A 22176-nucleotide genomic window follows, 5' to 3' on the forward strand; every position below is an offset into this window, starting at 1 on the left:
CTGCCGCGCCGGTGCCCGTCGCCGCTGTCCCCGCCGTCGCGTCCGCGCCCGTCCCAGCGCCGACGCCACGCAGGTGCGGCCGCAACACCTCCATCATCTCGATCGGCACCGGAAACACGATGGTCGAGCTCCGATCGCCGGCGACCTGCGTCAGCGTCTGCAGATAGCGCAGCTGCATCGCCTGCGGCTGCCGGGACAGCATCTGCGCCGCCTCGAGCAGCTTTTCGGAGGCCTGCAGCTCGCCCTCGGCGTGGATCACCTTGGCGCGCCGCTCGCGCTCGGCCTCGGCCTGGCGCGCAATCGCCCGCACCATCGATTCGTTCAGGTCGACATGCTTGATCTCGACGTTGGAGACCTTGATGCCCCAGGCGTCGGTCTGCGCGTCCAGCACCTTCTGGATGTCCAGGTTCAGCTTCTCGCGTTCGGACAGCATCTCGTCCAGATCGTGCTTGCCGAGCACGGCGCGCAGCGTGGTCTGGGCAAGCTGGCTGGTGGCCTCGAGAAAGTTGGCCACCTGGATGATCGCGTTCTGCGGATCGACGACGCGGAAGTAGACCACCGCGTTGACCTTGACCGAGACGTTGTCGCGCGAGATCACGTCCTGGGCCGGCACGTCCATCACCACGGTGCGCAGGTCGACCCGCACCATCTGCTGGATCACCGGCAGCACCAGCACCAGCCCCGGTCCCTTGACGCGCCAGAAGCGGCCCAGCATGAACACCACGCCGCGTTCGTACTCGCGCAGCACGCGGAAGGCGGAGAAGATCAGCAGGGCCAGCAGGATGACGAGGGTGCCGGCGCTGAGGCTGAAGATCATGGTCGGTCTCCTTGTGGGGACGTGGGGGACGTGGGCGATGTGGAAGAGGGCGGCGGTGGCCGCGCGGGCGATTCGTCCATGGGCACACCGTCGGCCGGCTCGACGTCGAGCACCAGCCCCTGGCGGCCGGTCACGCGCACGGCCTGGCCGGTCTGCAGCGGCGCCGCGCTGCGCACGCGCCAGCGTTCGCCCTGCACCTCGGCCCAGCCGTCATCGATGATGCGGCCGGCATTGCCGACCACGCGGGTGTCGGCGATCACCGCCGGCTGGCGGCGCGCGCGCACGGCGGCGGCAGACACGCCGAAGCTGAGCGCGGCGGCGGCCAGCGACAGCGTGCCGATCATCCACAGCGGCACGCCGAAGCCCGGGATGTCGGTGTCGATCAGCATCACGGCGCCCAGCGCGAACGCGACGATGCCGCCCAGGCCGAGCGCGCCGAAGCTCGGCAGGAAGGCCTCGGCCACCATGCAGCCGATGCCGAGCGCGATCAGCGCCAGGCCGGCGTAGTTGATCGGCAGCATCTGCAGCGCGAACAGCGCCAGCAGCAGGCAGATCGCGCCGGCCACGCCGGGCAGCACCATGCCGGGCGTCGAGAACTCGAAGATCAGCCCGTAGATGCCGATCATCATCAGGATCAGCGCGACGCTCGGTTCGGTCAGCACGGCCAGCAGCCGATAGCGCCAGTCGGGTTCGAGCTCGACCACGCTGGCCTGCGCGGTGCGCAGCGTGCGCGAGGCGCCGGCCGCGACCACCGCGCGCCCATCGACCGCGCGCAGCAACGCCGGCACGTCGGGCGCGATCAGGTCGACCACGCGCTGCGCCGCGGCCTCGTCGGCCGACAGGCTGACCGCCTCGCGCACCGCGCGCTCGGCCCATTCGGCATTGCGCCCGCGCAGCTGCGCCAGGCCGCGGATATAGGCGGCGGCATCGTGCAGCTGCTTGCGCTCGAGGGTGTCGAGCCTGTCGTCTTCCTTGCTGTCCTTGTCCTTGCGCTCCGAGGCGGCGCCGCCCGGTGCGCTGGCGGCGCCCGCGGAAGCCGGACCGCGGTCGGCCGGCCGCTCGGCGCGCTGGCGCCGCTCCAGCTCCCGTTCCCGCTCTCGCTCCGGACCGCCGATGCCGAGCCGCACCGGGCTGGCCGCGCCCAGATTGGTGCCCGGCGCCATCGCGGCCAGATGGCTCGCGTACAGGATGTAGGTGCCGGCGCTGGCGGCGCGGGCCCCGCCCGGATAGACGTAGCCGAGCACCGGTACCGGGCTGGCCAGGATGTCCTGGATGATCTGCCGCATCGACGGGTCCAGGCCGCCGGGCGTGTCCATCTCCAGCACGATCAACTGGGCGCCGGCCTGGCGCGCCTGCTCGAAGCCGCGCCGCACGAAGCTGGCGCTGGCCGGGCCCACCGCGCCCTTGAGCGGAATCAGGTAGACCGGCGCGGCCGCCGCGGGCTGCGCGCGCGCACGGTCCGCCGTGCCGCCGGGCTGGGCCAGGGCCAGCGTCATGCCGACAATCAGCAGCAGGACGGCGGCGAGCCGCCGCGCGAAGCTTGCCTGGGCGTTCATGGGTCTGCGCTCGCGAAAGGCGAAAGGGGGGAGGGCCGGACATGGCGGTCACAGCCGTCCGAGGCACGTCGCGACCCGATTCCAGTGTAGGCGACACGACACCGCTTGCCCGGGACGGGGGCGTGGTCTTCGGGGCGGCGCCGTCGCGCCTTGCCGGCTGCGGGTACGATGGCGGGATTGCCGACGCGCCAGAACGGAGAATCCGCATCGTGTCAGTCTCGCCCTCCCGCAATCCCGAGCTTGTCCACGGCGCGCTCGCCGGCAGCGAAGCCGGTCGCCCCGGCGCCTGGGCGGTCGCGCTCGGCGGCCTGGTCTCGCTGGCCGTCGCCATGGGCATCGGCCGCTTCGCCTTCACCCCCTTGCTGCCGATGATGCTGCACGACGGCAGCGTGACGCTGCACCAGGGCGGCTGGATCGCGACCTGGAACTACATCGGCTATTTCGCCGGCGCGCTGGCTTGCCTGCTGATCCGGCCCGATGCGGCGCGCATGGTGCGCTGGGGGCTGGCCGCCACCGTCGCGCTGACGCTGGCGATGGCGCTGCCGCTGGGCATGCTGTCGTGGTCGCTGTGGCGCGCCGCGGCCGGCGTCGCCAGCGCCTTCGTGCTGGTCTATACCGCGGCCTGGTGCATGCAGCGGCTGGCCGAGGCCGGCAAGCCGGCGCTCGGCGGCCTGATCTTCTGCGGACCGGGCATCGGCATCGTCGCCACCGGGGTATCGGCCTTCGGCATGGTCGGCATGGACTGGAGCGCGGCGTGGGGCTGGATCGCGTTCGGCGTGCTGGCGCTGCTGCTGGTCGCGGCCGTATGGCGCATCTTCCGGCCCGACGCGGCGCCCCGGGCGGGGGCGGCGCCGGCCTCGGCCACCGCCGCACCGGCCCGGATGGCGGCGATGTCGGGCGAGGCGTGGGCGCTGACCCTGGCCTACGGGCTGGCCGGCTTCGGCTACATCATCACCGCGACCTTCCTGCCGGTGATCGCGCGCGAGGCGATGCCCGGCTCGCTGTGGGCGGACCTGTTCTGGCCGCTGTTCGGCGCCGCAGTGGCGCTCGGCGCGCTGACGGCCGTGCGCATCGGCGTGCGGCACGACAACCGCGTGCTGCTGGCGCTGGCCTATGGCATGCAGGCGACGGGCGTGGCAATCGCGGCGGTGTGGCCGACGCTGGCCGGCTTCGCGCTGAGCAGCCTGCTGGCCGGCTTGCCGTTCACCGCGCTGGTGCTGTTTGCCATGCACGAGGCGCGCCGGCTTGCCGGCGACCAGGCGCCGCGGCTGATCGGCCTGATGACCGCGGCCTACGGGCTCGGGCAGATCGTCGGGCCGCCGTTCGCGACCGCGCTGGTGGCCCGCACCGGCGGCTTTGCCGCGTCGCTGGCTGGAGCGGCACTGGCGCTGCTGGTCGGCGCGCTGATCTACCTGTGGCTGCGCCGGGTCGCGCCGCTGCCGTCCGCCGCGGCGCCGCACGCCTGAGCCGGTCACCTGGGCCGGTCCCCTGAGCCGGCTGGGGCGGTCCACGCGCCCGCGCGCTTCGGCTACAGTATCGCCTTCGCCGCCATCGGCGGCCGGCTTCCGGGCCGGCATCGCCGAACGCGCAAGGAGCCATCGATGTCCTTCGCCCTGCAACCCGCCCGCGCCACCGGCGCTTCCGCCAACGCTCCGGCCACCATGTCCGAAGCGGAGCGCACCATGCGCGTCGACCTCGCCGCGGCGTATCGGCTATGCGCGCTGGCCGGCTGGGACGACCTGATCTACACGCATATCTCGGCCACGGTGCCGGGCGAGCCGGACCACTTCCTGATCAATCCGTTCGGCCATGCGTTCGACGAGATCCGCGCATCGGACCTGGTCAAGATCAACGGGCGCGGCGAGGTCGTCGGCGACAGCCCGCATCCGGTCAACGTCACCGGGTTTGCGTTGCATGCGGCCGTGCACGCGGCGCGTCCGGACGCGGTCTGCGTGATGCACCTGCACAATACCGCGGGCGTCGCGGTATCGGCCCAGGCCGACGGGCTGCTGCCGCTGTCGCAGCATGCGATGCGCTTCCACGGCCGGCTCGCCTATCACGACTACGAGGGCCTGGCCTTCACGCCGGCCGAGGGCGCGCGGCTGACCGCCTCGCTGGGCGGCCATCCCGCGATGCTGCTGCGCAACCACGGCACGCTGACGGTCGGCCGTACCGTGGCCGAGGCCTATGTGCTGATGGCCACGCTGATCAAGGCCTGCGAAATCCAGCTCGGCGCGCTGACCGCGACGCGCGTGGTGCTGCCCACGGTCGAGGTCGCGACGCGGACCTCGGCGCAGCTCGACGACGGCGGCGCCGTCGAGGGCGCGCTGGAATGGCCGTCGCTGCTGCGCAAACTCGATAAAATCGATCCTTCCTATCGGGACTGACGGCCGCGGCCGCATCAGTCTGCGCACCATCCATCGATAACAACAGGAGCCATCCATGCCGACTTTCCACGTAGAGATGTTCGAGGGCCGCACCGTCGAGCAGAAGCGCAAGTTCGTCGAGGAAGTGACCCGTGTCACCTGCGAAACCCTCGGCTGCTCGGCCGGCGCGGTCGACATCATCATCACCGACGTCAAGCGCGAGAACTGGGCCACCGGCGGCGAGCTGTGGGCCGACAAGAAGTAACACGCGCAATCATCGCCATCCTCGTTCCTTTCCCCGGGCATCCACGAACCGGCGCCTCGCGCCCCTGTACGGAACCGTCATGCAGCATTTCGCCTCGGACAACTACGCCGGCTTCTGCCCGGAATCGCTGAAGTACTTCCTCGAAGCCAACGGCAGCGGCCACGAACAGGCCTACGGCGACGATTCGTGGACGCAGAAGGTCTGCGATCGGATCCGCGACCTGTTCCAGACCGATTGCGAAGTGTTCTTCGTGTTCAACGGCACCGCGGCCAATTCGCTGGCGCTGTCGGCACTGTGCCAGTCGTACCACTCGGTGATCTGCCACGAGCTGGCGCATATCGAGACCGACGAATGCGGCGGGCCGGAGTTCTTCTCCAACGGCTCGAAGCTGCTGACCGCGCCCGGCATGAACGGCAAGCTGACGCCGGACGCGGTCGAGGCGCTGGTCACGCGCCGCAACGACATCCACTATCCGAAGCCCAAGGTGGTATCGCTGACGCAATCGACCGAGGTCGGCACCGTCTATACCGTCGAGGAAGTGCGCGCGATCTCGGCGATCGCCAAGCGGCGGCAATTGCGGGTGCATATGGACGGCGCGCGCTTCGCGAACGCGGTGGCGTCGCTTGGCGTGCATCCGTCCGAGATCACCTGGCGCGCCGGCGTCGATGTGCTGTGTTTCGGCGGCACCAAGAACGGCCTGCCGGTCGGCGAGGCGGTGGTGTTCTTCGACCGCAAGCTGGCCGAAGACTTTGCCTACCGCGTCAAGCAGGCCGGCCAGCTGGCCTCGAAGATGCGCTTCATCTCGGCGCCGTGGCTGGGCCTGCTGGAAAACGACGTGTGGCTGGCCAACGCGCGCCATGCCAATGCGATGGCGCAGCTGCTGCACGATCGCATCGCCAGCATTCCCGGCGTGCGCATCATGTTCCCGACCCAGGCCAATGCCGTGTTCGCCGAGCTGCCGTTGCCGGCGATCGAGGCGCTGCGCGCGCGCGGCTGGCGCTTCTATACGTTCATCGGCGCCGGCGGCTGCCGCTTCATGTGCTCGTGGGATCTGCAGCCCGAGACCGTCGAGGCGCTGGCGGCGGACATGCGGGCGGTCTGCGCCGCATGATCGCCGCATGATCGCCGCCTGAGTCCGGCGCCTCGCGCCATCGAACAGCCATCAGCGCAAACCGCAAACAGGAAATCGAGCCATGCCCTCCTATCGCTACTGTCCCCATTGCGGCACGCCGCTGATGGCGCTGCCGATGTCCGGGCGCGAACGCATGGCCTGCGTGCAGGACGATTGCCACTTCGTCCAGTGGGACAACCCGCTGCCGGTGCTGGCCGCGGTCGTCGAGTACGAGGGCAAGCTGCTGCTGGCGCGCAATGCCGCGTGGCCGGCGTCGATGTACGCGCTGGTCACCGGCTTTCTGGAGCGCGACGAGACGCCGGAAGCGGGCGTGGCGCGCGAGCTGAAGGAAGAGACCAATCTCGACGCGCAGTCGGTGTCGCTGATCGGCGTCTACGAATTCATGCGCAAGAACGAGCTGATCATCGCCTACCACGTGCGTGCCACCGGCACCATCGCGCTGTCGGAGGAACTGGCCGACTACAAGCTGGTGGCCCCGGAAAAGATGCGGATCTGGAATGCCGGCACCGGCTTCGCGGTGGCCGACTGGCTGGCCGCGCGCGGCTATCCGGTGCGCTTCTTCGACCGCCAGACCGGCGAGGACATCCCCGACCCGCGCGAGGCCGCCCGGGCGGCGGCGGCGGGCGCGACGCTACAATACCGGCCATGAAGCCTCACGGAAGGCTTGCCGACATCGCCCATACCAAGGAAGCAAGGAAGAGACCATGGAGTTCCAGAAGGAAGTGGACGCGCGCGGGCTGAACTGCCCGCTGCCGATTTTGCGGACCAAGAAGGCGCTGGCCGATATGGCGAGCGGAGAAGTGCTGAAGGTGCTGGCCACCGATCCCGGCGCGACCCGCGACTTCCAGGCCTTCGCCAAGCAGACCGGCAACGAACTGCTGTCGCACCAGGAGGTCGACAAGGTCTTCGTGTTCTACATGAAGCGCCGGTAAGCAGACCGCGTTGCAGACGACAAAGCCGCCCTCGGGCGGCTTTTGTTTTGCCATTCGACGGCCCAGGTCACCTGGCCTTTGCCTGGCCATCCTCGAAGCCCGCCGACGGAAATGCGGCGCGCATGGCGCCCACGAACAATTCCGCTTGGCCAACGAGTTCCGCGGCGTCGGCCAGTTCGACCGAGTTGCTTTTGTAGTCGGCCACCAAGCGGACTTCCTCGGCCCGTTTCAGCAAACGCCCCATCTCCTTCGGTATCGGCCCATGCTTGATCAGGTGCTCGCCGAAGGCCTTGATCAGACCGCTGTGCGTTTTGCCGATGTCGGCCCTTACCGCGGCGCCGGAGGCCAGCAGCGCGGCTCGAGCTGCGTCGAACATGGCGTAGTAGGCGCGGTTGCGTGCTCCGTCCATGTCGCCCAGCTCCAGCAGCGCGTGCGCCGATGCGCAGGCACGATCTGTCTTTGCCATCAATGTGGCAGGCGTCAGTTTTCCGTTCACAGGCGGACACCTTCGGCCGCGATGTTCCGCAGCAGGGCCGGATTGTCGTACGCCTCAGGATGCTCCCACTCGTCCAGCCAGACCGGTAACGGCGAAATATTGACGCCCGTTTCGAGCAGGACATCGAAGGCGACGTCCGCCATCGCCAGTTTGGTTGGCAGAAATCGTTGATGTTCGCCGGCGAGAAGAACGGCCACGTCGGCATCGCTGTCCGGGCGGTGCGTGCCACGTGCGCGGCTGCCGTACACGATGGCGCCCGCGGTCGGATAACGGCGGGATATCAGGCGCAGGAAGTGCCGGACGGCGGCTTCGGTGTCATGGTCGAGGCGATTCACGAGGGGCTCCCACGGCAAATACTGCTCGCATACCGCAGCCATGATAGTGCAATGCCATCCGCTGGACCATATGGCCCATGGGTGGGGCGACAGCATGCGCTGCCGCCCTTGCGCGTCCCTTGTGCCACGGCGGCCGGGACAACGCTGACTTGCGATTCGTTCAGATCCGCTCGCGCAGATAGCTGCCGAACTCGTCGCGGACCTCGGGATGCTTCAGCGCGAATTCGACCATCGCCTTCAGATAGCCGAGCTTGCTGCCGCAGTCGTAGCGCACGCCCTGGTAGCGGTAGGCCAGCACCTGTTCCTGGCCCAGCAGCGACTGGATCGCGTCGGTCAGCTGGAATTCGCCGCCGGCGCCGGGCTTCAGGTTGCGGATATGTTCGAAGATGCGCGGCGTCAGGATGTAGCGGCCGACCACGCCCAGGTTCGACGGTGCCACTTCCGGATCCGGCTTCTCGACGATGCCGGCGACCTTGATCACGCCTTCGTCCCACTCGCGGCCGTCGACCACGCCGTAAGATTTACTCTGCTCGGGTGCAATTTCTTCCACACCGAGGATCGAGCAGTTGTAATGGTTGTAGAGGTCGACCATCTGCTTCATCACCGGCGGCTGGCCATCGAGCAGGTCGTCGGCCAGCATCACGGCGAACGGGGTGTCGCCGACCAGCTTCTCGGCGCACAGCACCGCATGGCCCAGACCGAGCGCCTCGGGCTGGCGCACATAGAAGCATTCCACATGCGACGGCTTGATCGAGCGGACGACCTCGAGCAGTGCCTGCTTGTTCTTCGCCTCCAGCTCGACCTCGAGCTCGTAGGCCTTGTCGAAATGGTCCTCGATCGCACGCTTGGAGCGGCCCGTCACGAAGATCATCTCCGTGATGCCGGCAGCCATCGCCTCTTCGACCGCATACTGGATCAGCGGCTTGTCCACCACGGGCAGCATTTCCTTGGGGCTCGCCTTGGTAGCGGGCAGGAAACGGGTGCCGAGCCCGGCTACCGGGAATACGGCCTTGGTGACGCGGGTTTCCATAAAAGAGGCTCCTTCTCAGTTTTGATGTCGTCAGCCTTGCGTCAAAGCAAGGCGCATGCCCTGAACCACGTTGCCGGCCTCGAGGCCGGCCCGGACACCGACATCGAGATCGCCGCCGACGCCGTCACCGGCGCAGGCGGCCAACCTCATGCCGGCAGCCGTTGCAACTGGTCCTGCAGCTTGGCCAGCGTCTGCTCGAAGTCGGCCAGCCGCTGGTTTTCCTGTTCGACCACCGCGGCCGGCGCCTTGGCCACGAAGCTCTCGTTGGCCAGCTTGCCGCGGGCCTTGGCGATCTCGCCGCCGATGCGCTGGATCTCCTTGCCCAGGCGCACGCGTTCGGCGGCAATGTCGATCTCGATCTTCAGCAGCAGGTGACTGCCGCCGACGATGGCGACCGGTGCACCGGCGCCTTCGGTCATCAAGGTCTGCTCGTCTTCGAAGACGCGAACCTCGGAAAGTTTCGCCAGTGCCTGGATATAGTCCTTCGCCGCGTGCAGGAACGCGTTGTCGCCGTGCGCGTACAGCGGGATCCGCTGCGCCGGCGAGATGTTCATTTCGCCGCGCAGATTGCGGCAGGCATCGACCATCGCCTTGAGCTGCGCGACCCAGCCCTCGGCCGTTTCGTCGATCTTCGCGGCGGCCGCCAGCGGGTAGGGCTGCAGCGCGATCGATTCGCTGCCGTCGCCCTTGCCGCGGCCGGCCAGCGGGCCGACCTTCTGCCACAGTTCCTCGGTGATGAACGGGATGATCGGATGGGCGAGCCGCAGCACGGTCTCCAGCACGCGCAGCAGCGTGCGGCGGGTGGCGCGCTGCTGCGCCGGCGTGCCGTTCTGGATCTGCACCTTGGCCAGCTCCAGATACCAGTCGCAGTACTCGTCCCAGACGAACTTGTAGATCGCGTTGGCGATATTGTCGAAGCGGTATTCGGCGAAGCCCTTGTCGACCTCGGCCTCGACCCGCTGCAGCAGCGACACGATCCAGCGGTCGGCCTGCGAGAAGTCCAGATAGCCGTCCGGCCCGCAGTCCTGGTTGCACGGTCCCATGCCGCAGTCGTGCCCCTCGGTGTTCATCAGCACGAAGCGGGTCGCGTTCCACAGCTTGTTGCAGAAGTTGCGGTAGCCCTCGCAGCGGCCGGTGTCGAAGTTGACGTTGCGGCCCAGCGTGGCCAGCGAGGCGAAGGTGAAGCGCAGCGCGTCGGCGCCGAAGGCCGGAATGCCGTTGGGGAATTCCTTCTTCGTCTTGGCCTCGATCTTCGGCGCATCCTTGGGCCGGCGCAGGCCGGTGGTGCGCTTCTTCAGCAGTTCGGGCAGCTCGATGCCGTCGATCAGGTCGACCGGGTCGAGCGTGTTGCCCTCGGACTTGCTCATCTTCTTGCCTTCGAAGTCGCGCACCAGGCCGTGCACGTACACGTCCTTGAACGGGACCTGGCCGGTGAAGTGCTTGGTCATCATGACCATGCGCGCGACCCAGAAGAAGATGATGTCGTAGCCGGTGACCAGCACCGACGACGGCAGGAAGTGCTGCAGCTCGGGCGTCTGCTCGGGCCAGCCCAGCGAGGAGAACGGCACCAGCGCCGACGAGAACCAGGTGTCGAGCACGTCCTCGTCGCGGCGCAGCGTTCCTTCGAAGCCGGCCGCCCGCGCCTGCGCGCGCGCTTCCTCTTCGGTGCGCGCGACATAGCAGTTGCCGGCCTCGTCGTACCAGGCCGGGATCTGATGTCCCCACCACAGCTGGCGCGAGATGCACCAGTCCTGGATATTGGCCAGCCACTGGTTGTAGGTGCTGACCCAGTTTTCGGGGATCAGGCGGATCTCGCCGCTCTGCACGGCATCGAGCGCGACCTCGGCGATCGAGCGGCCGGGGTAGAAGGTGCCCTCGGGCGCCGGCTTGCTCATCGCGACGAACCACTGGTCGGTCAGCATCGGCTCGATCACGCTGCCGGTGCGCTCGCTCTTGGGCGTCATCAGCTTGTGCTTCTTGACCTCGGCCAGCAGGCCCTGAGCGTCGAGGTCGGCGACGATGCGGCGGCGCGCCTCGAAACGGTCCAGGCCGACGTACTGCGCCGGCGCGTTGTCGGCGATCTTCGCGTCGAGCGTCAGCACGGACAGCTGCGGCAGCTGGTGGCGCAGGCCCACCGCATAGTCGTTGAAGTCATGGCCCGGCGTGACCTTGACCACGCCGGTACCGAATTCGCGGTCGACGTAGTCGTCGGCGATCACCGGGATCTCGCGATCGGTCAGCGGCAGTTTGGCCATCTTGCCGATCAGGTGCGCGTAGCGCTCGTCCTCGGGATGGACCATCAGCGCGACGTCGCCCAGCATCGTTTCCGGACGCGTGGTGGCGACCGTCAGATGGGTCAGGCCGGTGCGCGTGTCCGCCTCGACCAGCGGATAGCGGATATGCCAGAGCGAGCCTTCCTCCTCGACGCTCTCGACCTCCAGGTCCGACACGGCGGTGCCCAGCACCGGGTCCCAGTTGACCAGCCGCTTGCCCCGGTAGATCAGCCCCTGCTCGTGCAGCCGCACGAACACTTCGGTGACCACGCGCGACATCTTCGGGTCCATCGTGAAATATTCGCGGCTCCAGTCGATCGACGCGCCCATGCGCCGCACCTGCCGCGTGATGGTCGAACCCGATTCCTCCTTCCAGGCCCATACCTTCTCGACGAAGGCCTCGCGGCCGAGGTCGTGCCGCGAAACGCCCTGCGCGTCGAGCTGGCGCTCGACCACGATCTGCGTGGCGATGCCGGCGTGGTCGGTGCCCGGCACCCACAGCGTGTTGGCGCCCCGCATGCGCGCGTGGCGCGCCAGGCCGTCCATGATGGTCTGGTTGAACGCGTGTCCCATGTGCAGCGTGCCGGTGACGTTGGGCGGCGGCAGCTGGATGGCGAAATCGGGCCGGTCCGGGTCGAGGGTGGGCTTGGCGATGCCCCGTTTTTCCCACTCGGGGCCCCATTTGGCCTCGATGGCGGCGGGTTCGAAGCTCTTGGCTAGGGACTGGTCTTGGGCGGTCATGCTGGGATGTCGATCGATGCGTGAAGGCCGTGCGAGCCGGTGCGGCTCTTGCGGTCTGGTGCGCGCCTGCAGGGCGCGGCCAAAGGGAGACAAGCCCTAAATTATAGGGGAGCCCGCTCGGTGACGCCCAAAATGCCCATGCGGGGCGCGCCTGCCCGCCGCGCGCCGCCTCGTATCCACCGCAGGACGAACCGCAGTATGGCGGCTTCGCGGCGGCCGATGCGTTCGCTAGAGCACGGTCGCGGCACGCCGCGGGGCCTATCGTCTGCGTTGGGGGCTCGGGCAGGGGACGCCGCATGGCGGTCCGGGCGGGTTGCCGGGGCGCGGGCGGGCCCGGCGGTGCAGTCGGCCGACGGCCGGGTCGTGGACATGAACCAGAACGAAAACGAACACAATCAGGGAGGCGCCGCCGGCCACAGCCTGGCGCCGCTGCTGCTGCGCCTGCGCCGGGCTCCGGTGCGGGCGCGCGGCCGGGTCACCTTCGAACGCATTCTCGATACCACCGCGTCGCTGCTGGACGAGGTCGGCGTCGAGCGGATCACCACCAATCTGATCGCCAGCCGCGCGGGCATCAATATCGCCACGCTGTACAAGTACTTTCCGAACAAGCTGTCGGTCATCAACGCGCTGTTCGAGCACCAGATGCGCCAGCGCGCCGCCGATTCGCTGTCGGTGCTGCCGTCGGCGGGGACGGTGGCGGACTGGCGCGCCGTAGTCGATGCGGTGTTCGACCAGGTGCGCAGCGCGCGCAGCCGCCAGCCGGGCAGCATCGCGCTGCGCCGGGCGATGCAGTCGTCGCCGGAACTGCGCCGGATCCACGATGCCACCAGCCGCGAGGTCGCCGAACTGTTGGCGCGCTGGCTGATGCAGAACCAGCAGGTGGCCGAGGACGACGCGCGGCTGACCGCGCGCTGCGCGATCGAGGTGCTGACCGCGCTGATGGACCTGGGCGAGGGCGAGGACGAGGCCGTGCGCGAGCGCATCCACGGCGAGGCCCGGCGCCTGTTGAAGGCCTGCCTGGCGCCGTGCTTCGAGCCGCGGGAGCGCGACGGCGCCGCGGTGCCATAGGGCACGGGGCAGGGCCGGGGCCCGCGCGACGGGCAGGGGAGCCGAGGGTCCGGGGAAGGTCGCGCCGTTATAATGGCCCGATTCCTCAAGGCCCCTCCCGATGTCCGACCTGCTTGCCAATCTGAACGCCGAACAACTTGCCGCCGTCACGCTGCCGGACGAACCGGCGCTGATCCTGGCGGGCGCGGGCAGCGGCAAGACGCGGGTGCTGACCACGCGCATCGCGTGGCTGATCCAGAACGGCCGGGTGTCGCCTGCGGGCATCCTGGCGGTGACCTTCACCAACAAGGCCGCCAAGGAGATGCAGACGCGGCTGTCGTCGATGCTGCCGATCAATACGCGCGGCATGTGGATCGGCACCTTCCACGGGCTGTGCAACCGCATGCTGCGCGCGCATTTCCGCGATGCCGGCCTGCCGCAGACCTTCTCGATCCTCGACAGCCAGGACCAGCTGTCCGCGCTCAAGCGCCTGCTCAAGTCGCTGAACGTAGACGACGAGAAGTACCCGGCCAAGAACCTGCAGTACTTCATCAACAGCGCGAAGGAGCAGGGCCTGCGCGCGGCCGATGTCGAGGCCAACGACGACTTCAACCGCCGCTTCGTCGATCTGTATGCCGCCTACGACGAGCAGTGCCAGCGCGAGGGCGTGGTCGATTTCGCCGAGCTGCTGCTGCGCTGCTACGAGCTGCTGCGCTACAACGACGCGATCCGCCAGCACTATCAGCACCGCTTCCGCCACGTGCTGGTCGACGAGTTCCAGGACACCAACGTGCTGCAGTACCAGTGGCTGAAGCTGCTGGCGGGCTTCGGCACCGGCAATGCGGCGGCGGTGTTCGCGGTCGGCGACGACGACCAGAGCATCTACGCGTTTCGCGGCGCCAATGTCGGCAACATGCGCGACTTCGAGCACGAATTCCGCGTGCGCCATCTGATCAAGCTCGAGCAGAACTACCGCTCGCACGGCCATATCCTCGACTCGGCCAACCACCTGATCGCCCACAATGCGCGCCGGCTCGGCAAGAACCTGCGTACCGACGCGGGCCATGGCGAGCCGGTGCGGGTGTTCCAGGCCGGCACCGACGGGCAGGAGGCCAGCTGGCTGGTCGAGGAGATCCGCGACCAGATCGCGCAGGGGGCCAGCCGCGCGGAGATCGCGATCCTCTATCGCAGCAACGCGCAGTCGCGCGTGATCGAGCACGCGCTGTTCTCGTCCGGCATTCCGTACCGCGTCTATGGCGGCCTGCGCTTCTTCGAGCGGGCCGAGGTCAAGCACGCGCTGGCCTATCTGCAGCTGCTGGAGAATCCGCGCAACGACGCCGCCTTCGCCCGTGTGGTCAACTTCCCGGCCCGCGGCATCGGCGCGCGCTCCATCGAGTCGCTGCAGGACGCCGCGCGGCAGTACAACTGCGCGCTGTCGGAGGCCGTCGCCTATGTCGCCGGCGCGGCCGGCGGCAAGCTGGCGTCGTTCGTCCGGCTGATCGACCAGATGCGCTTCGAGACCCGGCAGATGACGCTGGCCGAGACCGTCGAATACGTGATCAATACCAGCGGGCTGATCACGCATTACCAGGCCGAGAAGGAAGGCCAGGACCGCATCGAGAACCTGCGCGAACTGGTGACCGCGGCGCAGGCCTTCGTGGTCGAGGAGGGCTACGGCCTCGACGCGCCGGCCAACGCGATCCCGGTCAGCCGCCGGCAGAGCCTCGATCGTCCGCTGCCCGCGCTGGCCGAGGGCGACCAGGAGCAGCAGGTGCTGGACCCCGAGGCGCTGCCCGAGGTGATGACGCCGCTGGTCGCCTTCCTGACCCACGCGTCGCTGGAGGCCGGCGACAACCAGGCACAGGCCGGCCAGGACGCGGTGCAGATGATGACCGTGCACGCGGCCAAGGGCCTCGAATTCAATGTGGTGTTCATCACCGGACTCGAAGAAGGGCTGTTCCCGCACGAGAACAGCATGCTCGACGCCGATGGCCTCGAGGAAGAGCGCCGGCTGATGTACGTGGCGATCACGCGGGCGCGCGAGCGGCTGTATCTGTCGTTCGCGCAGAGCCGCGTGCTGCATGGCCAGGTGCGCTACCACATCCGCTCGCGCTTCTTCGACGAGTTGCCCGAGGGCGCGCTGAAGTGGCTGACGCCGCCGGCGCAGAGCTACGGCGCGCAGCGGCGCCAGTCATCGGAAAGCGCGTGGGGCCGCGACTGGTACAAGCGCGCCGAGGACGTGCCCTATACCGGCAGCCGCGCGACCGGCGGCATGGACACCGGCAACGGCTACGCCGACCAGAAGCGGCAGGCCGAATCGGGCTGGCGCATCGGCCAGCAGGTCTTCCACAACAAGTTCGGCGAGGGCGTGATCAAGGCGCTGGAAGGCGAGGGCGCCGACGCGCGCGCCAATATCGAATTCAAGCGCCACGGCGCCAAGTGGCTGGCGCTGTCGGTGGCGAAGCTGGACGCGATCGATTGAGGTGGGGCGGCGGGCGGGCGCCGCTTGCCCTCTCCCCCGGCCCCTCTCCCGCGAGCGGGAGAGGGGAGCAAGCATGGGGTCTCCGAAAATCCGCGGGCGTTGAGTTTGCCCTTGGTGTTCCCCCTCTCCCCCTCAGGGGGAGAGGGCCGGGGAGAGGGGGTGGTTTCAGCGAAAGTCAGGCGGCGGCCTCGCCGTTCCCCTCCGGCGGCGCGATATTGAAGCAGCCGCGATAGGTCGCGTAGAACGAGCAGTACAGGACCGCCAGCATCAGCAGCGAATAGGGCGTGACGAGGAACGACAGCACGCCCTCGGCGCCGAAGGCGCTGAAGATCGCCTCCAGGAAGAACGGCACCGCCACCAGCAGCAGCGCGAACAGCAGCGCATAGGTGAAGAAGGCTCCGCGGTTGCGCCAGCAGGCGGTCCAGCTGAAGAACAGCGCCTTGACCGGCGGCACGTTGTGCCAGGCGGCCAGCAGCGGCGCGAACCAGAACAACATCGCGATCGGCGTGTACAGCGCCGCGCCGATCAGCAGCGCGTAATACAGCTGGCGGATCGCCTCCTCGGTCGGCGGCTCTTCCTTGAGCAGCACCGGCAGCAGCGCGCGCATGTCGACCAGCGTACCCGCGATCAGGCTGAGCACGAACACCAGTCCCGCATAGATGCCGCCCAGCATCAGCAGATGGCGCGCGGCCTGCTTGCCGTTGCTGCGAAAGCCGGCCAGCAGCACGGTGGGCATGACCTTGCGGTTCTGGATCACCTCGCGGCACGCGGTCATGATGCCGACCGACAGGCCAGGCGTCAGCACCAGCAGCGCGACGATGCCGATCAGCGGAATGAAGATCGCGATCTGCGCGGCGATCAGATAAATGAACAGCAGCATCAGGAAGGTCAGCGGGTTCTTGCGGAACAGCCACAGACCCTGGCGAAACCAGACGTAGCCTTCCTTGGCGGGAACTTCCAGTAGTTGCATGACGAATCGGGTCCGAATCAGGTGCGGCAATCAGGTGCGACAAGCGGGGCTGCCATCGGCGGCGCCCGTCAAGTCCAGGGGAGCGCGGTGGCGGCGATGCGCCGGCGCAGGATGCGTTCGAAGTGGGTCGGGTCGTGCGGCTGCAGCATGTCAGCCTCGCGCGGCAGGTGGTAGTCCCACAGCCGCGAGACCCAGAACCGCAGCGCGCCGGCGCGCAGCATGTGCTGCCAGTGCGCGGCCTCGACCGCGTCCAGCGGTCTGACCGCATGATAAGCCCGCAGCAGCGCCGTCGCGCGCGGCGCATCCAGTTCGCCGCTGGCCAGGTCGATGCACCAGTCGTTGACGGTCACGGCCAGGTCGAACAGCCACTTGTCGTCGCCGGCGAAGTAGAAATCGAAGAAGCCGCCCAGCCGCGATTGGCCGTTGCCGGCGTCCTCGAACAGCACGTTGTCGCGGAACAGGTCGCAATGGCAGGGGCCGCCCGGCAGCGCCGCATAGTCGGCGCCGCCGAAGAACGCGCCCTGGAACGCGAGTTCGTCCTGCAGCAGCGCGCGCTGGCTGTCGTCGAGGAAGGGCAGGATCTCGCCCTCGGTCTCGCGCCACCACGCGAGGCTGCGCAGGTTCGGCTGCTGGCGCGGATAGCCGCGGCCCGCCAGGTGCATGCGCGCCAGCATGTCGCCGACCTCGGCGCATTGCTGCGCGTTCGGCGACAGCTGCGAGCTGCCCGGCAGCCGCGTGACGATGGTGGCGGGCTTGCCCTTGAGCGCGCGCAGGATCTCGCCGTCCTTGCCCGGCATCGGCGCCGGTACGCGGATGCCGCGCTCGGCCAGATGCGCCATCAGGTGCAGGTAGTACGGCAGCTGTTCGAAGCGCAGGCGCTCGAAGATGGTCAGCACGTAGTCGCGCGCCTGGCCGTCTTGCTCCATCGTCACGAAGAAATTGCTGTTCTCGATGCCCGAGGGAATGCCGCGCAGCGCGCGCAGCGTACCAAGGTCATAGTCGAGCAGCCATTGCGCGATCTCGTCGTGCGAGACCGTGGTGAATACAGCCATACTGTCTTGTCTGGTTGGAACCGGATGTAAAGCCGGATGGCGCCGGCGGGCAGGGCCCGCGGCATGCCGTGGCGCCGCGGGCAGCGGCGTCCGGCGCGGCCCGGAAGCGAACCCCCGGGCCGGGAGCGGTGAAACGTCGGATGGCGCGCGCGGATGGGGCGGCCCCGTCCGCGGCAGGCTCAGAACTGCAGCACGCGCACCGAAGGCACGCGATTGACTTCGCGTTCGCGGATGCGCGGCGAGCTGTCCTCGGGACGGCTCATCTGGTACTGCGTGCCCGCGCCGGACCTCACTTCGATATCGACCTGCTGGCCGCGGCGGTCGCGGTATTCGCGCACCTGCGTGCCATCGGCCTCGTTCAGCTGGAAGCTCGGCTCGCGTGGATGATTGAGCTGGGTCTTCGCCGACGGCGCGATGGGCTGGTTGTTGATCTCGTTCAGTTCCTGCTGGGACAGCGCGCCGTTGTCGTCGGCGGCCTGCTGGGACGACTGCTGGGCCAGCGCGGCCGGCGCGGCGATCAGCGCGAGCACCGCCGCGGCCAGCGTCAGGCCGCGTCGCGCAACCCCGGGCAGGGGCTCCGGCTCGTCCGCGCCGGCGGCCGGAAAGGATTGGGAGGTCATCTCGGGCTCCTGTGCGATGCGCGCGGCGTGCCGGCGCATCCGAATGGGCGTCGCGGACGGCAGGGCCAGGCGCGACTCGGGCATCAGGCTTGCATTCTAGCAATTCCTGCCGTCCGCGGGCCCGTGGCGAGGCGGTTCGGGCACTCGGAACAAGCGGGCAGCGGCCCGCCGGCGCCACTCACAGGTAGAACATCTCTTCCTTCGGCGGGATCGGCGTATCGCCGCCGCGGCGCTCGTAGTAGTCGTAGACCGCTTCGAGCACCTCGTGCGGCTCGTCGACGATCTGCATCAGATCGAGGTCGTGCTCGGCGATCAGGCCCATCGGCAGCAGCGTGAAGCGGAACCAGTCGAGCAGGCCCTTCCAGAAGCGGCTGCCGACCATCACCACCGGCACCGCGCGCGACTTGCCGGTCTGCACCAGCGTCAGCACCTCGGCCAGTTCGTCGAGCGTGCCGAAGCCGCCCGGCATCACGATGAAGGCGTCCGAGTTCTTGACGAAGGTCACCTTGCGCGTGAAGAAATGGCGGAAGCGCATGGCGATGTCCTGATACGGATTGCCCTGCTGCTCGTGCGGCAGTTCGATATTGAGGCCGACGCTGGCGGACTTGCCCGCGTGCGCGCCCTTGTTGGCCGCTTCCATGATGCCGGGGCCGCCGCCGGAGATCACGGCGAAGCCCGCGTCGGAGAACAGCCGCGCGATGTCGATGGTCTGCTGGTAGTACGGCGAATCCTCGCGCAGGCGCGCGCTGCCGTAGATCGAGACGGCCGGCCGGACCTCGGACAGGTACTCGGTCGCCTCGATGAACTCTGCCATAATCGTGAACATTTGCCACGAGGCGCGCGCCTTCTTGGCGGTCGCGCGGTCTTCGTCGGCCAGCGCACGCAGGCTGGGAATCATCTTGCGCGGGTTGGACCGCGCCGCCTTGGCGGACGCCGGTGCATCGGCGGGCGAGGCGGTATCGCCCGGGCCATCGTCGGCGGGGCCGACGGTGACGTTCACATCCATATCCGCAGCCGTGGTGATCTTGCCTTCGTTGGCACGGACCGCCGCGGTCACGGGGTTGCTGCGGCTGCCGGCCACGCCGTTGGCGTGGTCGGGGGCGGTGGGATCACCGCTTGCCGCGGCACCAGTCAATTTCGAGTCCATGGGAATGTCGGATAGTCCTAAAACACTGCTGCTCGTCGATGGGTCGAGCTATCTGTATCGCGCTTATCACGCGCTGCCGGATCTGCGCAACGGCGAAGGCCTGCCCACGGGGGCCATCTACGGCATGATCAACATGCTGCGCAAGCTGCGCAACGATTACCCGGCAGAGTATAGCGCCTGCGTGTTCGACGCCAAGGGCAAGACCTTCCGCGATGCGCTGTACCCCGCATACAAGGAACATCGCCCGTCGATGCCCGACGATCTCGCCAGGCAGATCGAGCCGATCCACGAGGCGGTGCGCGCGCTGGGCTGGCCGATCGTCGTGGTCGATGGTGTCGAGGCCGATGACGTGATCGGCTCGCTCGCCTGCCAGGCCACCGCCGAGGGCATCCGCACCGTGGTGTCCACCGGCGACAAGGACCTGGCGCAGCTGGTGAACGACAGCGTCACGCTGGTCAATACGATGAGCGGCGAAGTCCTCGATCCGCCGGGCGTGGTGGCCAAGTTCGGCGTACCGCCCGAGCGCATCGTCGACTATCTGTCGCTGATCGGCGATGCGGTCGACAACGTGCCCGGCGTGCCCAAGGTCGGTCCCAAGACCGCGGTCAAATGGCTGACCGAATACGGCACGCTCGACGGCATCATGGCCAATGCGGACAAGATCAAGGGCGTGGTCGGCGAGAACCTGCGCAACACGCTCGAGTGGCTGCCGCGTGCGCGCGAGCTGGTGACGGTGAAGATCGACTGCGACCTGTCCGAGCCGATCCCCGACTTCCATGCGCTGCGCGACATGGGCGAAGACAAGGAGAAGCTGATCGCGTTCTTCTCGCGCTACGGCTTCAAGACCTGGCTGCGCGAGCTGACCGGCGAGAAGCTGCCCGACGCGCGCGCGCAGGCCGCGGCCGCGGCCTCGCGCAACGGCGCGGGCCAGGGCAGCCTGTTCGATGGTCCAGGCGCGGCAGCGGGCGACCAAGCACCGGCCGAAGCGCCCCCCGCCGAGATCCGCTACGAGACCGTGGTCACCGAGTCCGCGCTCGAGGAATGGGCGTGCCGGATCGAGCGCGCCGAGCTGACCTGCATCGATACCGAGACCACGTCGATCGATCCGATGCAGGCGCAGCTGGTCGGCATCTCGCTGTCGGTCGAGCCCGGCATCGCCTGCTATATCCCGGTCGCGCACCAGGGGCCCGACGTGGCCGGCATGGAAGGCCGCGGCCAGTTGCCGCGCGACGTCGTGCTGGCGCGGCTGCGCGCGTGGCTGGAAGATCCGGCGCGCTACAAGGTCGGCCAGCATCTGAAGTACGACGTCCATGTGTTCGCCAACCACGGCATCGCGCTGCGCGGCATTCGCCATGACACGATGCTGCAGAGTTACGTGCTGGCCTCGCACCGCAATCACGGCATGGACAGCCTCGCCGAACGGCTGCTGAACCTGAAGACGCTGACCTACGAAGAGGTCTGCGGCAAGGGCGTCAACCAGCTGTGCTTCGACCAGATCGATCTGGCGCGCGCGACCGAGTACGCGGCCGAGGACGCCGACGTGACGCTGCGCCTGCATCGCAAGATGTATCCGCAGCTGGAGGCGGCCGACGGCCTGCGCTACGTCTACGAGCGCATCGAGATGCCGGTGTCGGTGGTGCTGCAGAAGATCGAGCGCAACGGCGTGCTGATCGACGCGCCGCGCCTCGCCGCGCAGAGCGCCGAATTGGGTCAGCGCATGATGGAACTGGAGCAGCGCGCCTACGAGGCCGCCGGCCAGCCGTTCAATCTGGGCTCGCCGAAGCAGATCGGCGAGATCCTGTTCGGGCGGATGCAGCTGCCGGTCGTCAAGAAGACCAGCAGCGGCGCACCGTCGACCGACGAAGAGGTGCTGCAGAAGCTGGCCGAGGACTATCCGCTGCCGCGGCTGCTGCTCGACTATCGCGCGCTGTCCAAGCTGAAGTCGACCTACACCGACAAGCTGCCGCGCATGGTCAATCCGGCCACCGGCCGGGTGCATACCAGCTACGGCCAGGCCACCGCGGTGACCGGCCGTCTGGCATCGACCGAGCCGAACCTGCAGAACATCCCGGTGCGTACCGAAGAGGGCCGGCGCATTCGCGAGGCCTTCATCGCGTCGCCGGACCATGCGATCGTGTCGGCCGACTATTCGCAGATCGAGCTGCGCATCATGGCCCATATCTCGGGCGACGAGAACCTGCTCGGCGCCTTCGCGCGCGGCGACGACATCCACCGCGCCACCGCGGCCGAGATCTTCGGCGTGGCGGCCGATGCGGTCAGCAGCGAGCAGCGCCGCTATGCCAAGGTCATCAACTTCGGCCTGATCTACGGCATGAGCGCGTTCGGACTGGCGAGCAATCTAGGCATCGAACGCGAGGCGGCCAAGCACTATATCGACCGCTATTTCATGCGCTATCCGGGCGTGGCGCGCTACATGGAAGAAACGCGGCAGACGGCGCGCGAGCAGGGCTATGTCGAGACCGTGTTCGGCCGCCGCCTGTGGCTGCCGGACATCAACGGCGGCAACGGCCCGCGCCGCCAGGCCGCCGAGCGCGCGGCAATCAACGCGCCGATGCAGGGCACGGCGGCCGACCTGATCAAGCTGTCGATGATCGCCGTGCAGGACTGGATTGAACGCGAGTCGCTCGGCACGCGCCAGATCATGCAGGTGCATGACGAGCTGGTGCTCGAGGTGCCGACGGCCGAGCTGGAACTGGTGCGTGCGCGCCTGCCCGAACTGATGTGCGGTGTGGCCGAGCTGCGCGTGCCGCTGGTCGCTGAAACCGGCGTCGGCGCGAACTGGGAAGAAGCCCACTGAGCAAAAGGGGCCTGCCCGGCTCCGTCTTGCCAACCTTGCTGCATTGCAGCAAACTGGCGCAAACGGAAGCAATTCAAAGCAAGACGGCAGTACCCGC

General features: G+C 68.4%; 18 protein-coding genes and 1 pseudogene. 9 read left to right on the forward strand and 10 right to left on the reverse strand.

Annotated features, from left to right (window positions below; translation table 11 throughout):
* Positions 1–79 precede the first annotated feature (79 nt).
* Both LRR16_RS10690 and LRR16_RS10695 read right to left on the reverse strand, forming a co-directional pair.
* Positions 80–817 (reverse strand): annotated as a pseudogene (locus LRR16_RS10690) (slipin family protein); the annotation flags it as partial.
* Complete coding sequence (locus LRR16_RS10695) at positions 814–2373, reverse strand: nodulation protein NfeD (RefSeq protein ID WP_232205832.1); 1560 nt, start codon at positions 2371–2373, stop codon at positions 814–816. The gene LRR16_RS10695 and the pseudogene LRR16_RS10690, both read right to left, overlap by 4 nt.
* 209 nt (positions 2374–2582) lie before the next feature.
* Between LRR16_RS10695 and LRR16_RS10700 the strand changes: the two genes are divergently transcribed.
* The 6 genes from LRR16_RS10700 to LRR16_RS10725 all read left to right on the forward strand — a co-directional run bounded on the left by LRR16_RS10700 (position 2583) and on the right by LRR16_RS10725 (position 7068).
* Entirely contained in the window at positions 2583–3839 is a 1257-nt protein-coding gene (locus LRR16_RS10700) for a YbfB/YjiJ family MFS transporter (RefSeq protein ID WP_370646787.1), read from the forward strand.
* Between the two features lie 135 nt (positions 3840–3974).
* Complete coding sequence (locus tag LRR16_RS10705; protein WP_023263398.1) at positions 3975–4760, forward strand: class II aldolase/adducin family protein; 786 nt, start codon at positions 3975–3977, stop codon at positions 4758–4760.
* A gap of 55 nt (positions 4761–4815) precedes the next feature.
* The gene (locus tag LRR16_RS10710) at positions 4816–5004 is read left to right on the forward strand and encodes a 4-oxalocrotonate tautomerase (protein ID WP_006578927.1); all 189 of its coding nucleotides are present in this window, start codon (positions 4816–4818) and stop codon (positions 5002–5004) included.
* Positions 5005–5083: 79 nt separating this feature from the next.
* Positions 5084–6115 (forward strand): low specificity L-threonine aldolase, encoded by a 1032-nt coding sequence (locus LRR16_RS10715; protein WP_006578928.1) that lies wholly within the window; start codon positions 5084–5086, stop codon positions 6113–6115.
* Between the two features lie 82 nt (positions 6116–6197).
* Positions 6198–6785 (forward strand): NUDIX hydrolase, encoded by a 588-nt coding sequence (locus LRR16_RS10720; protein ID WP_232205833.1) that lies wholly within the window; start codon positions 6198–6200, stop codon positions 6783–6785.
* Between the two features lie 55 nt (positions 6786–6840).
* Positions 6841–7068 carry a sulfurtransferase TusA family protein gene (locus tag LRR16_RS10725; RefSeq protein ID WP_006578930.1) on the forward strand — a complete coding sequence of 76 codons (228 nt, stop codon included), beginning with the start codon at positions 6841–6843 and terminating at the stop codon, positions 7066–7068.
* A 67-nt stretch (positions 7069–7135) separates the two neighbouring features.
* Here the strand turns inward: LRR16_RS10725 and LRR16_RS10730 are convergent, their stop codons facing one another.
* The 4 genes from LRR16_RS10730 to LRR16_RS10745 all read right to left on the reverse strand — a co-directional run bounded on the left by LRR16_RS10730 (position 7136) and on the right by LRR16_RS10745 (position 11943).
* Complete coding sequence (locus tag LRR16_RS10730; RefSeq protein ID WP_232205834.1) at positions 7136–7564, reverse strand: HEPN domain-containing protein; 429 nt, start codon at positions 7562–7564, stop codon at positions 7136–7138.
* A complete protein-coding gene (locus tag LRR16_RS10735; RefSeq protein ID WP_064576133.1) occupies positions 7561–7899 on the reverse strand; it encodes a nucleotidyltransferase domain-containing protein in 339 nt (112 codons plus the stop codon). Before LRR16_RS10735 ends, LRR16_RS10730 begins: the two co-directional genes overlap by 4 nt.
* 160 nt (positions 7900–8059) lie before the next feature.
* Positions 8060–8929, reverse strand: coding sequence for a UTP--glucose-1-phosphate uridylyltransferase GalU (galU, locus tag LRR16_RS10740; RefSeq protein WP_006578933.1), 870 nt, complete (start codon positions 8927–8929; stop codon positions 8060–8062).
* A gap of 146 nt (positions 8930–9075) precedes the next feature.
* Positions 9076–11943, reverse strand: a complete 2868-nt coding sequence (locus LRR16_RS10745; RefSeq protein ID WP_232205835.1) for a valine--tRNA ligase — start codon at positions 11941–11943, stop codon at positions 9076–9078.
* Positions 11944–12312: 369 nt separating this feature from the next.
* Between LRR16_RS10745 and LRR16_RS10750 the strand changes: the two genes are divergently transcribed.
* On the forward strand, positions 12313–13011 hold the full coding sequence (locus LRR16_RS10750) for a TetR/AcrR family transcriptional regulator (protein WP_172682429.1): 699 nt from the start codon (positions 12313–12315) through the stop codon (positions 13009–13011).
* Positions 13012–13111: 100 nt separating this feature from the next.
* Complete coding sequence (locus LRR16_RS10755) at positions 13112–15472, forward strand: UvrD-helicase domain-containing protein (protein ID WP_053822245.1); 2361 nt, start codon at positions 13112–13114, stop codon at positions 15470–15472.
* Between the two features lie 175 nt (positions 15473–15647).
* Here LRR16_RS10755 and LRR16_RS10760 read toward each other — a convergent pair whose 3' ends face one another.
* The 4 genes from LRR16_RS10760 to LRR16_RS10775 form a co-directional block, all read right to left on the reverse strand.
* Positions 15648–16442, reverse strand: coding sequence for a BPSS1780 family membrane protein (locus tag LRR16_RS10760; RefSeq protein ID WP_006579445.1), 795 nt, complete (start codon positions 16440–16442; stop codon positions 15648–15650).
* A 68-nt stretch (positions 16443–16510) separates the two neighbouring features.
* Positions 16511–17494, reverse strand: coding sequence for a homoserine kinase (locus LRR16_RS10765; protein ID WP_232205836.1), 984 nt, complete (start codon positions 17492–17494; stop codon positions 16511–16513).
* Between the two features lie 179 nt (positions 17495–17673).
* Entirely contained in the window at positions 17674–18114 is a 441-nt protein-coding gene (locus LRR16_RS10770; protein ID WP_064576136.1) for a hypothetical protein, read from the reverse strand.
* Positions 18115–18292: 178 nt separating this feature from the next.
* The gene (locus LRR16_RS10775; protein WP_023263557.1) at positions 18293–19261 is read right to left on the reverse strand and encodes a TIGR00730 family Rossman fold protein; all 969 of its coding nucleotides are present in this window, start codon (positions 19259–19261) and stop codon (positions 18293–18295) included.
* Positions 19262–19265: 4 nt separating this feature from the next.
* Here LRR16_RS10775 and polA point away from each other — a divergent pair, with 4 nt between their 5' ends.
* Entirely contained in the window at positions 19266–22079 is a 2814-nt protein-coding gene (polA, locus tag LRR16_RS10780; protein WP_232205837.1) for a DNA polymerase I, read from the forward strand.
* The last annotated feature ends 97 nt before the right edge of the window (positions 22080–22176 follow it).

It is taken from the genome of Cupriavidus sp. UGS-1, from assembly GCF_021213615.1.
Classification (GTDB): Bacteria; Pseudomonadota; Gammaproteobacteria; order Burkholderiales; family Burkholderiaceae; genus Cupriavidus.